The organism is Pantoea rodasii, from assembly GCF_002095465.1.
Classification (GTDB): domain Bacteria; phylum Pseudomonadota; class Gammaproteobacteria; order Enterobacterales; family Enterobacteriaceae; genus Pantoea; species Pantoea rodasii.
On record NZ_MLFP01000001.1, the window covers coordinates 391,887 to 404,678 of the forward strand.

Here is a 12,792-nt window from a genome sequence, read left to right on the forward strand (position 1 = left end):
TACCCTGATGGTCATAAAAAGCACAGTTCTCACACCATTATTCAGGAATGAAGCGCATGGCACAGAATCGACTTATCACTCAGGGTTATTCGTTAGCCGAAGAGATCGCCAACAGCATTAGCCATGGAATTGGCTGCATTTTCGGCATAGTTGGCCTGGTATTGTTGTTAACCCAGGCAGTTGAAATGCGAGCTGATATCACCGCCATCACCAGTTACAGCCTGTATGGCGGCAGCATGATTTTGCTGTTTCTCGCCTCAACGCTCTATCACGCTATTCCACATCAGAAAGCCAAATACTGGCTGAAAAAATTTGACCACTGCGCCATCTATTTGCTGATTGCAGGCACCTACACGCCATTTTTGTTGGTTGGATTAAGGTCGCCACTGGCGCAGGGATTAATGGTGGTGATCTGGAGTCTGGCACTGGCGGGGATCATTTTTAAACTGACAATAGCGCACCGTTTCAAAGTGTTGTCGTTAGTGACCTATCTCAGTATGGGCTGGTTATCGCTGGTGGTGATTTATCAGCTGGCGACCAAAATGTCTGCCGGCGGTGTGTGGTTACTGGCTGCGGGTGGGATTGTTTATTCGCTGGGGGTGATTTTCTACGTCTCGCGGCGCATTCCCTATAACCACGCCATCTGGCACGGTTTCGTGCTGGGCGGCAGCATGCTGCACTTCTGCGCCATCTACTTTTATGTTGCCTGAGCTTGCGGCGATGTTCGGTGCGTGTCGTAAGGTGCGCATTTATGCGCACCTGGAATACCCATTAATCTACCAATGAATACGGCAGCGGCTGAATCGTCAAGTTGCCGCCTTCATCACCTTCCACGCGCAGCACGCTATCCGGCTCCAGATCGTTGTTCATCACCACCTGCACCCACACGCTGCCGTCATCCAGCTGCACACCGCTCAACACGGTGCCGGTACGACGCCATCGATCGCCCATCTGCAACTCCATCGAGCCGTCAGCCTGCGGCACTTTGCTGGCGTTGCCCGCCAGCCAATAAAGCGCACGCTTATTGGCTCCGCGGAATTTGGCACGCGCTACCATTTCCTGACCGGTATAACAGCCTTTTTTAAAGCTGATCGCATCTAGCGCCTGCAAATTGGTTGCCTGAGGAATCAGCTGCGCGCTGGTGGCAGTTTCAATCACCGGAATCCCCGCTTCAATATCCAGCGCCAGCCACTGCGTGCTGTCAGTAAACTGCGCAGCGCCGGCTAATTTCTCTTTCAGGGCTTCGGCCTGCGCCAGGGTCGTCACCAGCAGGAAGCGCTCGGCGGGCTGTTCGAACCACAACAAGGTGCTGTCATCTTGTTGCACTACCGGGGTCTCAGCATCCGGCAAGGTGGCAAACACCTCTGCCAGCGCCGCGCGAGCCTGGAAACCGGCTACGCCAAGCAACACCGCTTCATCATCCGCTGCGATGGTCACTTTGGCGAAGACCGCATACTTCTTCAGTTCGTTAAGCTGCTGCTCACGCAGATTGCGGCGCACGATATAGGCGTAACCTTCGCCGCGATGGAACAAGCGCAGGTTGCTCCACATTTTCCCTTTGGCATCACAATGGGCGGCGAGACGGTGCTGGGTCGCGCCCATTGCCGCTACATCCAAAGTGACCTGACCTTGCAGATAAGAAGTGCTGTCTTTGCCCTGCACAGCAACCAACGCCCACTCATCGAGGGAGATCAGGGTTAAAGGCAGACGGGACGCTGCTGCTGGCTGGCGTGGCGGAAGGGTGAAAATCGGCATGAGGGCATCCTGATTAATAACAATATTGCTTCCAATGTTAAAAGAGCAGTGCGGCATTGCAACCTGTTTACCCAATCTGGCGCACAAATCGCGTGATAACCCTGTATTAGGTGGTTCTGCTTTGCGCGCTGTCACGCAGCCTGAAGCGCGATGTCTGCAGGCAAAGTAAAAAGCAGGTACACTGAGCGCCACTGTTTTCAGCCATGGAAAAAAGACACATGGAAATTCATGATAAAGCTCGCGTTCAGTGGGCGTGCCGTCGCGGCATGCTGGAGCTGGATGTTTCCATCATGCCGTTCTTTAAATTCGAATATGACTCGCTCACTGACACCGACAAACAGGTGTTTATTGCCCTGCTCAAGAGTGACGATCCCGATTTGTTCAACTGGTTAATGAACCACGGCGAACCCGCTGATCCAGAGTTCAAGCGCATGGTGCAACTGATTCAGCAGCGCAATCGTGAACGCGGACCGGTTCCAATGTGATTTGCAGGCGTCACGCAGCGCCCGGGCGCTCAATGTGACGCTGTTTTTGCTGGTCATGGTTGGGCTGTTCAGCCTCAGTTGGCCCGAGGGCTGGCGTTGGGGCAAAGCGCTGTTGGTGACGCTGATGCTGCTGGAGTGCTGGCGCAATGAAGGTCGGCTTAAGCGGCGCACAGGCCGCTTAGTCGTGGATGAACAAGGTGACTGGCTTTGGTGTGGAACGCGCTGGCAATTAGCACGTAAAGCAGATTGGTTGCCCTTTGGCGTGTTGTTGACGTTGCGAAATCAGCAGGGTAAACGCTGGCGGCTATGGCTGATGCATGACAACCTGCCGCCGTATGCGTGGCGCACCTTACGCGCCAGCTGTTTCCTGCATGATGCGGGTAGTCAGCATTAAAGCAGCGCGGCGGTTTCTGTCAGAATTTGTTCACACCACTGCTCGACGCGTTCCTCGCTCAGTTCAAACTGATTCACATCATCAAGTGCCAGACCGACAAACTGGCTGCCATCAGCGGTCAGCGGCTTTTTGCTGACGAATTCATAGCCTTCCAGCGGCCAGTAGCCGACAAACTGCACGCCCATCGGCTGCAATAATTCATGCAGCATGCCCAGCGCATCCAGGAACCATTCTGAGTATTCAGCCTGATCGCCCATGCCATACAGCGCGACAATTTTTCCGTGCAGATTGAGTGCAGGCAACTGCTGCCACACCGCTTCCCAATCTTCCTGCAGCTCGCCGAAATCCCAGGTCGGAATACCGAGGATCAGTAAATCGTACTGCTCCATCAGCGAGGGGTCGTCATCTTTGAGATTGTGCAGCGTGACTAACTCTTCACCGAGAAAGTCGCGAATCTTCTCCGCCGTCATCTCGGTGTAACAGGTACTTGAGCCGTAAAACAGACCGATATTCATGCAATTAATGCTCTGACTGATACACACTTTGGCGCAATTGTACCAGAAGCAGGTGACTTTCAGGCATAATGAGCACGATTTCACACGTGTTTGGGGGCAACCGTGCAGGATAGCGATCTGATAGAACAGTTTCTGGATGCGCTCTGGATTGAGCGTAACCTGGCGCAGAACACGCTTGCGTCCTATCGACAGGATTTACAAACGCTCACCGGCTGGTTACACCACCACGAACGCACACTGCTGACGCTGGAAGCACTCGATCTGCAGCAATTTCTCGCCGAACGCGTGGAGGGCGGCTACAAGGCCACCAGTTCCGCGCGCACGCTCAGCGCCATGCGCCGCCTGTTTCAATATCTCTATCGCGAAAAGCTGCGCGGCGACGATCCCAGCGCACTGCTTTCTGCGCCTAAACTGCCGCAGCGCTTGCCAAAAGATCTCAGTGAGAAACAGGTAGAACGTCTGCTGCAAGCGCCGAGTATTGATGTTCCACTGGAGCTTCGCGACAAAGCGATGCTGGAACTGCTGTATGCCACTGGCTTGCGCGTATCCGAGTTGGTGGGACTCACCATCAGCGATATCAGTTTGCGTCAGGGCGTGGTGCGCGTGATCGGTAAAGGCAACAAAGAGCGCCTTGTGCCGTTAGGTGAAGAAGCCATTTACTGGCTGGAGCATTATATGGAGCATGGTCGGCCATGGTTGTTGAATGGGCAAACGCTGGACGTGATGTTCCCCAGTAACCGCGCGCAACAAATGACACGGCAGACTTTCTGGCATCGCATCAAACACTATGCCACCCTTGCCGGTATCGATAGCGAGAAACTGTCGCCGCACGTGTTGCGCCACGCATTTGCCACACATTTACTGAACCACGGCGCAGATTTACGCGTCGTACAGATGTTGCTGGGGCATAGCGACCTCTCGACCACCCAAATTTATACGCACGTCGCCACCGAGCGTCTGCGTCTGTTACATCAACAGCATCATCCGCGCGCCTGAGCAGCGGCAACAAGGATTTAAGATGAAAAAACAGTTAACGATGCTGGCGTTGTTGGTCAGCGCCTTTAGCGGTCTGGCACATGCCGATGACAGCGCCATTCAGCAAGCCCTGAAAAAACTCGGATTACAGCAAGTAGACATTCAACCCTCACCGTTGCCGGGCATGAAAACCGTATTAACGGAAAGCGGCGTGCTGTATGTGTCGGAAGACGGTAAGCACATGATTCAGGGCCCGTTGTACGATGTTAGCGGCGCGCAACCCGTCAACGTGACCAACCAACTGCTGGACAAAAAAATCACCGCGCTGGCGCCGGAAATGATTGTCTACAAAGCACCGAAAGAGCAGCACGTGATTACGGTGTTCACAGACATCACCTGTGGCTACTGCCGCAAGCTGCATGAACAAATGGCCGACTACAACGCGCTGGGCATTACCGTGCGTTACCTGGCTTTCCCACGTGAAGGCCTGCATGGCCAGGTGGAAAAAGCCATGCGCGCCATTTGGTGCAGCGCCGATCGCAACAAAGCCTTTGATGCAGCGATGAAAGGTGATGCGCCGCAGATGGATGCGCCAGAGACCTGCAAAATCAATCTGGATAAGCACTATCAGCTCGGCATTCTGTACGGTATTCAGGGCACACCCGCCATCCTCACCGATACCGGCGTGATGATCCCTGGCTATCAGGGACCGCAAGAATTGAAGCAAGTGCTTGATGGCCAGAAGCGAGGCGGTTAATCCACAGTGATGCATTCTGTTGAACTGCGTCGGCGTGAAGCCCAGGCCGACGCCAATCTACCTGATCATTTACCTCCGCTGCTGCGTCGCCTTTATCTGCAACGCGGCGTCAAAGAAGCGGCTGAGCTGGAGCGCGGCGCCAAACATCTGCTGCCGTGGCAAACGCTGGGCGGCATCGATCAAGCCGTTACCCTGTTGCATCAGATGCTGGAAGCGGGCCGCCGCATTGTGGTGGTTGGCGATTTCGATGCCGATGGCGCGACCAGCACCGCATTAACCGTGCTGGCGCTACGCAGCATGGGTGGCAACGTGGATTATCTGGTGCCAAACCGTTTTGAGGACGGTTACGGTCTCAGCCCGGAAGTGGTCGAGCAGGCGCGCGCGCGCGGCGCGGAGATGATTCTCACCGTAGATAACGGTATCTCCTCGCATACCGGCGTAGACACCGCACATCAGCACGGTATTCCGGTGCTGATCACCGATCACCACTTGCCCGGTGAAACGCTGCCCGCCGCCGAAGCGATCGTTAATCCCAACCTCAATGACAGCGAATTCCCTTCTCGTTCGCTGGCGGGCGTGGGCGTGGCGTTTTATCTGATGCTGGCGCTGCGTGCGCATCTGCGTGCGCAAAACTGGTTTATCGATGGCAAAACGGAACCCAATCTGGCGGAGTGGCTGGATCTGGTGGCGTTGGGCACGGTGGCAGATGTGGTGCCGCTGGATGCCAATAACCGCATTCTGGTGTGGCAGGGCTTGAGCCGCATTCGCGTGGGAAAATGCCGTGCCGGTATTCGCGCGTTGCTGGAGATCGCTAATCGCGATGCACGCCAGTTAGCGGCGAGCGATCTCGGTTTTGCCGTTGGACCGCGCCTGAATGCCGCAGGCCGGCTTGATGATATGTCGGTCGGCGTGGCACTGCTGCTCACCGAAGACATTGCGCAGGCGCGCATGCTCGCTAACGAGCTTGATGCGCTCAACCAGACGCGCAAAGAGATTGAGCAGGGCATGAAGAGTGAAGCGCTGGCGCTGTGCGATGAGCTGGAGCGTCAGCATACCGATCTGCCGCTCGGTCTGGCGTTCTATCATCCTGAGTGGCATCAGGGCGTGGTCGGCATTTTGGCATCACGGCTGAAAGAGCGTTTCCATCGCCCGGTCATCGCCTTTGCGCCTGCCGGTGATGGCATGCTGAAAGGCTCTGGCCGTTCGATTGCCGGTCTGCACTTACGTGATGCGCTGGAGCGCCTCGACACGCTCTATCCCGGCATGATGATCAAGTTTGGTGGTCACGCCATGGCGGCCGGATTGTCGCTGGAAACCGAAAATACGATCTGTTCCGTGAGCGTTTTGCTGCGCTGATTGATGAGTGGCTGGATGGCGAAGCGTTGCAGGGCGTGATTTGGTCTGACGGCGAACTGCACGCGCAGGAGTTCACCCTGCACACCGCCGAAATGCTGCGTGAAGCCGGTCCGTGGGGCCAGGCATTCCCGGAACCGGTGTTTGATGGTCACTTCAAACTGCTGCAACAGAAGCTGGTGGGCGAACGTCATCTGAAGGTGATGATTGAGCCGCTGGGTGGCGGCCCGCTGCTGGACGGGATTGCGTTTAACGTCGATACCACCTTGTGGCCAGACACCAGCGTGCGTCAGGTGAAACTCGCTTACAAACTGGATATCAATGAGTACCGCGGCAACCGCTCGGTACAGCTGATTATTGACCAAATCTGGCCGGTATAACCATACTGTGATGAGGTCACGGCGCCATGTATTGCGCATCTGTCAGCAGCATCGTTGCTTCAGGTGCGCGCGATACATCGCGCCGCTACAAAGTGGGTGTGCTTTCGGGTAAACTAGCGCGTTACTTTTTATCTCCTTTCACCGAATCGTCAAAAAAGACTGAAAAGCCATGTTTGAAATTAATCCGGTCAAAAATCGTATTCAAGACCTCACCGAGCGCAGCGACGTTCTTAGGGGGTATCTTTGACTATGATGCCAAGAAAGAACGCCTCGAAGAAGTAAACGCCGAACTGGAACAGCCAGACGTTTGGAACGAACCTGAACGTGCACAGGCGCTGGGTAAAGAACGTGCTTCACTGGAAGCCGTGGTGCAAACGTTAGATCTGATGAGTCAAGGCTTGGAAGATGTGCAGGGTTTGCTGGATCTGGCCGTTGAAGCCGATGACGAAGAAACCTTCAACGAAGCGGTTGTCGAGCTGGATGGTTTAGAAACCAAGCTGGGCGAACTGGAATTCCGTCGCATGTTCTCTGGCGAGTATGACAGCGCCGACTGCTACATGGATATTCAGGCCGGTTCTGGCGGCACCGAAGCGCAAGACTGGGCCAGCATGCTGCTGCGCATGTATCTGCGCTGGGCAGAAGCCAAAGGCTATAAAACCGAAATTATTGAAGAGTCAGACGGTGAAGTGGCTGGAACCAAATCCGCCACCATTAAAATCATCGGTGACTATGCGTTTGGCTGGTTACGTACTGAAACCGGTGTCCATCGTCTGGTGCGCAAGAGTCCGTTTGACTCCGGCGGCCGTCGTCACACCTCATTCAGCTCGGTGTTTATCTACCCGGAAGTCGATGACAACATTGATATCGACATTAACCCAGCCGATCTGCGTATCGACGTTTACCGCGCGTCAGGTGCGGGTGGTCAGCACGTTAACAAAACTGAGTCTGCGGTGCGTATTACCCACTTGCCGACCAACATTGTGGTGCAGTGCCAGAACGACCGTTCGCAGCACAAGAACAAAGATCAAGCTTTCAAGCAGTTGCGTGCGAAGCTGTACGAATATGAGATGCAAAAGAAAAACGCTGACAAGCAGGCCGCGGAAGATAATAAATCCGACATCGGCTGGGGCAGTCAGATTCGCTCATACGTACTCGACGATTCGCGTATCAAAGATCTGCGCACTGGCGTAGAGACACGCAACACTCAGGCGGTATTGGATGGCGACATCGACCGCTTTATTGAAGCAAGTTTAAAAGCAGGGCTATAAGGAACCGACATGTCTGAACAACAACCGCAGAGCGCTGATGCCGCCCTTGAGTTAAACAACGAACTGAAAGCGCGTCGCGAAAAACTCAGCGCGCTGCGTGAAAAGGGCGTGGCGTTTCCTAACGATTTCCGCCGTGACACCACCTCAGATAAGCTGCATGCCAGCTATGACGCGAAAGAGAACGAAGAGCTGGAAGCGCTCGGCGTTGAAGTGAGCGTGGCCGGTCGTATGATGACCCGTCGCATCATGGGTAAAGCCTCTTTTGCGACGCTGCAAGATGTGGGCGGCCAGATTCAGATCTACGTTTCACGCGATGATCTGCCAGAAGGCGTCTACAACGAGCAGTTCAAGAAATGGGATCTCGGCGATATCCTCGGCGCACGCGGTAAGCTGTTCAAGACCAAGACCGGCGAGCTGTCGATCCACATCACTGAACTGCGTCTGCTGACCAAAGCGCTGCGTCCGCTGCCGGACAAATTCCACGGCCTGGCCGATCAGGAAACTCGTTACCGTCAGCGTTACCTGGACCTGATTTCCAACGATGATTCACGTCACACCTTCAAGGTGCGTTCGCAGATCATGGCGGGCATCCGTCAGTTCATGGTGAATCGCGAGTTTATGGAAGTGGAAACCCCGATGATGCAGGTGATCCCTGGCGGTGCGTCTGCCCGTCCGTTTATCACCCATCACAATGCGCTCGACATCGATATGTACCTGCGTATTGCGCCAGAGCTGTACCTGAAGCGTCTGGTGGTGGGCGGTTTCGATCGTGTGTTCGAGATCAACCGTAACTTCCGTAACGAAGGGATCTCGCCGCGTCATAACCCAGAGTTCACCATGATGGAACTCTATATGGCGTATGCGGATTACAAAGATCTGATCGAACTGACCGAAAGCCTGTTCCGTACCCTGGCGCAGGACATTTTGGGCAAGACCGAAGTGCCTTACGGTGACCACACCTTCGATTTCGGTAAGCCGTTTGAGAAGCTCACCATGCGTGAAGCGATCAAGAAATACCGTCCGGAAACCGACCTGAACGATCTGGCAGACTTTGATAAAGCGGTGGCGATTGCGCAATCGCTGCACATCAAAGTGGAAAAGAGCTGGGGTCTGGGACGTGTGGTCACTGAAATCTTCGAAGAGACCGCTGAAGCGCATCTGATTCAGCCAACCTTCATCACCGAATACCCGGCTGAAGTGTCACCGCTGGCACGTCGTAATGACGAGAATCCAGAAATCACTGACCGCTTTGAATTCTTCATCGGCGGCCGTGAAATCGGTAACGGCTTCTCCGAGCTGAACGATGCAGAAGATCAGGCGGAACGTTTCCTGCAGCAGGTTAACGCGAAAGATGCGGGCGATGACGAAGCGATGTTCTACGACGAAGACTACGTCACCGCGCTGGAGCACGGCCTGCCGCCAACTGCAGGTCTCGGTATTGGTATCGACCGTATGGTGATGCTGTTCACCAACAGTCACACCATCCGCGACGTGATTCTGTTCCCGGCGCTGCGTCCTACCAGCAAATAAGCCAAAGCGGTGCGCCTGACGCTGCGCATTGTGCATTGAGCCCGAAAGGTCGCCATTTATGGCGGCCTTTTTTTATGGCGACCATTTTTCATTTCTGTTTGCCTGGCAAAATTCCTGATGACAACCCGGCACGCTCTGTGCAGGATGGTTTTTTATTTTTCAGGGAATCACCATGAGTGCAAAAGCGGCAACGTTAGAGGGCCGGATACAACAGCACTGGGATCAACTCTCCAGCCATGAGCAACGGCTGGCCGACGTGCTGCTGGCCGCTCCGGGCCAGCTGGCGATGAATACCGCCACCGAACTGGCACAAAGCGCGGGTGTTTCCAAAGCCACCACTACGCGCTTTTTCCGTCATCTTGGTTACGAAAGCTATGAAGCCGCGCGCCGTCAGGCGCGTGAGATGCAGAGCAGCGGTTCACCGCTCTATCTGCAAGCCGCGCCGACTGCATCACCGCTTGCCAGCATCATGCAGCAGCACCTGGAAAAAGAGATCGCCAATCTGGTCAACAGCTACCGCACGCTGGACAGTGAGCAACTGCAGCAGGCGGTGATCGCCATTGCACAGTCACGCCGAGTGGTGGTGATGGGCTGGCGTCATAGCCAGACCATTGCGCAGCTGATTTACCGCGATCTGGTGCATGTCCATCCTGATGTGCGCCTGTTGCCGCGCCCCGGCGATTCGTTGGCGGAGCATCTCGCCGCGCTGAATCAGCAGGATGTGGTGATCTGTGTTGGCTTGCGTCGTCGCATGCCTGCGCTGGAAGCGGCGATGAATGCGCTGGCAGAGCGCCACGTGCCGATGCTGTATATCGCCGATGTGCTCTCCGGCAAACCGGCACGCCACGCGCAGTGGGTGGTGCGCTGCCATACCGACAGCAGTTTGATGTTTGATAGTACCGCTGCGCTCTCCGGCGTGTGCAATCTGCTCTGCTCACTGGTGGCCCGACAAATGGGTAAAACCAGTAATGATTATCTCGCGCAGGTTGAGGCCTTACACCAATCCCTCGACGAACTGGAATAACGCCCCGTTCTGGCGCATGCAGCGCCAGAATCTGCCCCATTACAGTGCATTTCCCTTCCCGCGGCAAAAGCCCATTTCTTCATGTGTGAAACCGTAGAAACTTAAAATAAAAATAAAAGAAACAAATGTTTCTCACTGATTTTATTCAGTAATACCCCACATACCTCAAAGGTGTTACCGGGGGGGTGAAAAAACTGGCACAAAATATGCTCAGTAGAAAAAGACATTTCACCAACACCAGGGAAACACCATAATGAAAAAACAGCACTGCTGATTGCCGCACTTCTCTCCGTTGGCACCGTGGCGCAGGCGCAAGCCGACACGCTGTCTGACATCAAAAGCAGCGGCAAAATCACCGTAGGCATCGATCCAACCTTTCCTCCATACGAATACACCAACGACTCAGGCGAGATCACCGGCTACAGCGTGGCGATCATGCAATCCTTCGCCAAAGACCTGGGTGTGAAACTGGAGTTTCAGAAAACCGCCTTCAGCGGCATTTTGCCAGGCCTGATTTCTGGCTCATTCAATGCTGAAGGTTCTTCTCTTAACGTCACCGCCGAGCGTGCGAAGAAAGTGCTGTTCACCGTGCCTTACAGCAAAACCGTTAACGGCGTGCTGGTGCGTGAAAGTGAAGCTGGCACCTTCAGCGGCAAAACCCTCAGCCCGGAAAGCCTGTCTGGCCTGCGCGGTGCGGTGAAAACCTCCAGCGTGCCCGAGCAGTTGCTGAAAGGCTTTAACGAGCAGCTGAAAAAAGAGGGCAAAAACCGATCACCATCATCAACGTGGATTCACTCGATCAAACTGTCAGCACCCTGATGACCAAGCGCGCCGACTTCGTTTATGACGACATCTCAGTGCTGGCTCCGGTCGCAAAAAAATACGCCGGTAAAGTGGCGCAGGTCGGTGAAGTCGGTCCATCGCAGTGGATGGGTTGGGCAACACGCAAAGAAGACGGCAGCCTGAACAAAGCCATCAGCGACCACATTCTGGCGATGCAGAAAGATGGCGAGCTGACCAAGCTGCAGCAGCAGTATCTCGGCACCACCTTTACCGTGCCCGCCAGCGATTTCATTCCTCAGGAGTAATTATGTGCCAGAGCAACCTCACGGTGCCTGCGGGCCACGGTAAAACCTTCCGCGTACGCAAAGGCCAGTTTATTACCGTGATTGACAGTGAAGGGCAGCAGGCGGCGGATTTCGTCGCCGTCAACGCCGATGACCTGAACGAAAAGCTGTCACCAGTGCACACGCGCCAGCATCTGCGTTCGCTGTTCTTTAAGCCGGGCGATGCGCTGTGGTCGAGCGAGAACCGCCCGATGCTGCGTATTCTGGCCGACAGCATCGGCATTCATGATGCCAACGTGCCGGCTTGCGATCGCACCCGTTTCAGCGTCGATTTCGGCGTCGAAGGCCATCGCAACTGCGTCGATAACCTGCTGGAAGGCATGAAAGCCTTTGGCGTGACGTACTTCTCGCTGCCTGAGCCGTTCAACCTGTTTCAGAACGGCCCGGTCACCGCCGATGGCCGGATGGAAGTCACCGATCCCAACAGCAAAGCAGGCGACAGCATTACTTTTGAAGCGCTGTGCGACCTGATTTGTTCAGTGTCGTCCTGCCCGCAGGACATCATTCCCGGCAACGGTTTGCAGGTCACGCCGATTGATATCGTGGTGAGTGACCATTTTCACGCAGAGGAGATGAATCATGCTGTTAATGCGTGAAAGTTTTGAAGATACCACTGAGCGCACGCTGGCTCAGTCGGTCACGGTGGAACCGGGCAGCGTTGGGTCGATTAAGGTGCTGCGCGGGCAGTTGTTGCGTATCACGGCCCAGGGCGACGGCGCAGTGGCTTCCCTGTTCGGTTTTAGCCTCGCCGATCCTGCCGTGTGGCTATCGGTGCATCACACTCGCGTCTTCAGCAACAGCTATCTGCTGGGTTCAGGTATGCGTCTGGTGAACAACCGTCGTCGTCCCATGATGGTGCTGGGCAAAGACAGCGTGAAGCGTCACGACCTGCTGCTGCCCGCCTCCACCAGCGCATTCCTGGCGGAAAAAGGTTATCAGGGCGAAGGCTGTCTTGAAGCGGTGAACAATGAGCTGGCGCGTTTAGGCATGAAAGTGCCAAAGTTGCCGGATCCGATCAACCTGTTTATGCACGTCAAACTGACGCGCACGGGTGACATCCTGCCGGAGCCGAACCTGACCAAAGCAGGCGACAGCATCACCTGTCGCGTGGTGGTGGATACGCAATTCATCGTCTCAGCCTGCAACACCGGCATTGAGGGCAACGATCAACCTGCACCGCTGCTGCTTTCGGTGGCGGAAAACCTGCACGACTTTAACGCGGAGTAACG

The 12,792-nt window shown here is 55.2% G+C and carries 12 protein-coding genes and 2 pseudogenes; 12 read left to right on the plus strand and 2 right to left on the minus strand.

Annotated elements, in window-relative coordinates; translation table 11 throughout:
* Window positions 1-56: 56 nt before the first annotated feature.
* Window positions 57-710 carry a PAQR family membrane homeostasis protein TrhA gene (gene trhA, locus HA45_RS01770; protein WP_100703548.1) on the plus strand — a complete coding sequence of 218 codons (654 nt, stop codon included), beginning with the start codon at window positions 57-59 and terminating at the stop codon, window positions 708-710.
* Between the two features lie 61 nt (window positions 711-771).
* Here trhA and ygfZ read toward each other — a convergent pair whose 3' ends face one another.
* Entirely contained in the window at window positions 772-1,755 is a 984-nt protein-coding gene (gene ygfZ / locus HA45_RS01775; protein WP_100703549.1) for a tRNA-modifying protein YgfZ, read from the minus strand.
* 218 nt (window positions 1,756-1,973) lie between these two features.
* On the opposite strand from ygfZ, the gene sdhE reads away from it, so the two are divergent.
* Together sdhE and HA45_RS01785 are read left to right on the plus strand one after the other, a co-directional pair.
* Window positions 1,974-2,240 carry an FAD assembly factor SdhE gene (sdhE, locus tag HA45_RS01780; RefSeq protein ID WP_100703550.1) on the plus strand — a complete coding sequence of 89 codons (267 nt, stop codon included), beginning with the start codon at window positions 1,974-1,976 and terminating at the stop codon, window positions 2,238-2,240.
* Window positions 2,215-2,634: a protein YgfX gene (locus HA45_RS01785; RefSeq protein WP_100703551.1), complete on the plus strand. Its 420-nt coding sequence runs from the start codon at window positions 2,215-2,217 to the stop codon at window positions 2,632-2,634. The genes sdhE and HA45_RS01785 overlap by 26 nt, the downstream gene beginning before the upstream one ends.
* Here the strand turns inward: HA45_RS01785 and fldB are convergent.
* Window positions 2,631-3,149: a flavodoxin FldB gene (gene fldB / locus HA45_RS01790; protein WP_100703552.1), complete on the minus strand. Its 519-nt coding sequence runs from the start codon at window positions 3,147-3,149 to the stop codon at window positions 2,631-2,633. The genes HA45_RS01785 and fldB overlap by 4 nt on opposite strands.
* Before the next feature lie 102 nt (window positions 3,150-3,251).
* Here fldB and xerD point away from each other — a divergent pair, with 102 nt between their 5' ends.
* The 9 genes and pseudogenes from xerD to HA45_RS01835 all read left to right on the plus strand — a co-directional run bounded on the left by xerD (window position 3,252) and on the right by HA45_RS01835 (window position 12,790).
* Window positions 3,252-4,145, plus strand: a complete 894-nt coding sequence (xerD, locus tag HA45_RS01795; protein WP_100703553.1) for a site-specific tyrosine recombinase XerD — start codon at window positions 3,252-3,254, stop codon at window positions 4,143-4,145.
* Window positions 4,146-4,167: 22 nt separating this feature from the next.
* Window positions 4,168-4,881, plus strand: a complete 714-nt coding sequence (dsbC, locus tag HA45_RS01800) for a bifunctional protein-disulfide isomerase/oxidoreductase DsbC (RefSeq protein WP_100703554.1) — start codon at window positions 4,168-4,170, stop codon at window positions 4,879-4,881.
* Between the two features lie 9 nt (window positions 4,882-4,890).
* Window positions 4,891-6,614, plus strand: a pseudogene (gene recJ / locus HA45_RS01805) (single-stranded-DNA-specific exonuclease RecJ).
* A 169-nt stretch (window positions 6,615-6,783) separates the two neighbouring features.
* A protein-coding gene (gene prfB / locus HA45_RS01810) for a peptide chain release factor 2 (RefSeq protein ID WP_100703556.1) occupies window positions 6,784-7,882 on the plus strand; the annotation gives its coding sequence in 2 pieces (ribosomal slippage) (window positions 6,784-6,858 and window positions 6,860-7,882; 1,098 coding nt in all).
* A 9-nt stretch (window positions 7,883-7,891) separates the two neighbouring features.
* On the plus strand, window positions 7,892-9,412 hold the full coding sequence (lysS, locus tag HA45_RS01815) for a lysine--tRNA ligase (protein ID WP_100703557.1): 1,521 nt from the start codon (window positions 7,892-7,894) through the stop codon (window positions 9,410-9,412).
* A 172-nt stretch (window positions 9,413-9,584) separates the two neighbouring features.
* On the plus strand, window positions 9,585-10,436 hold the full coding sequence (locus HA45_RS01820; RefSeq protein ID WP_100703667.1) for a MurR/RpiR family transcriptional regulator: 852 nt from the start codon (window positions 9,585-9,587) through the stop codon (window positions 10,434-10,436).
* A gap of 225 nt (window positions 10,437-10,661) precedes the next feature.
* Window positions 10,662-11,524 (plus strand): annotated as a pseudogene (locus tag HA45_RS28900) (transporter substrate-binding domain-containing protein).
* A gap of 2 nt (window positions 11,525-11,526) precedes the next feature.
* Window positions 11,527-12,159, plus strand: a complete 633-nt coding sequence (locus tag HA45_RS01830; protein WP_100703559.1) for a DUF1989 domain-containing protein — start codon at window positions 11,527-11,529, stop codon at window positions 12,157-12,159.
* The gene (locus tag HA45_RS01835) at window positions 12,143-12,790 is read left to right on the plus strand and encodes an urea carboxylase-associated family protein (RefSeq protein WP_100703560.1); all 648 of its coding nucleotides are present in this window, start codon (window positions 12,143-12,145) and stop codon (window positions 12,788-12,790) included. The genes HA45_RS01830 and HA45_RS01835 overlap by 17 nt, the downstream gene beginning before the upstream one ends.
* Window positions 12,791-12,792: the final 2 nt, after the last annotated feature.

Coding starts and splice junctions, on each gene's coding strand:
- dsbC (WP_100703554.1), top strand. CDS start 4,168: ATGAAAAAACAGTTAACGATGCTGGCGTTGTTGGTCAGCGCCTTTAGC.
- HA45_RS01835 (WP_100703560.1), top strand. CDS start 12,143: ATGCTGTTAATGCGTGAAAGTTTTGAAGATACCACTGAGCGCACGCTG.
- ygfZ (WP_100703549.1), bottom strand. CDS start 1,755: ATGCCGATTTTCACCCTTCCGCCACGCCAGCCAGCAGCAGCGTCCCGT.
- trhA (WP_100703548.1), top strand. CDS start 57: ATGGCACAGAATCGACTTATCACTCAGGGTTATTCGTTAGCCGAAGAG.
- lysS (WP_100703557.1), top strand. CDS start 7,892: ATGTCTGAACAACAACCGCAGAGCGCTGATGCCGCCCTTGAGTTAAAC.
- fldB (WP_100703552.1), bottom strand. CDS start 3,149: ATGAATATCGGTCTGTTTTACGGCTCAAGTACCTGTTACACCGAGATG.
- HA45_RS01830 (WP_100703559.1), top strand. CDS start 11,527: ATGTGCCAGAGCAACCTCACGGTGCCTGCGGGCCACGGTAAAACCTTC.
- HA45_RS01820 (WP_100703667.1), top strand. CDS start 9,585: ATGAGTGCAAAAGCGGCAACGTTAGAGGGCCGGATACAACAGCACTGG.
- sdhE (WP_100703550.1), top strand. CDS start 1,974: ATGGAAATTCATGATAAAGCTCGCGTTCAGTGGGCGTGCCGTCGCGGC.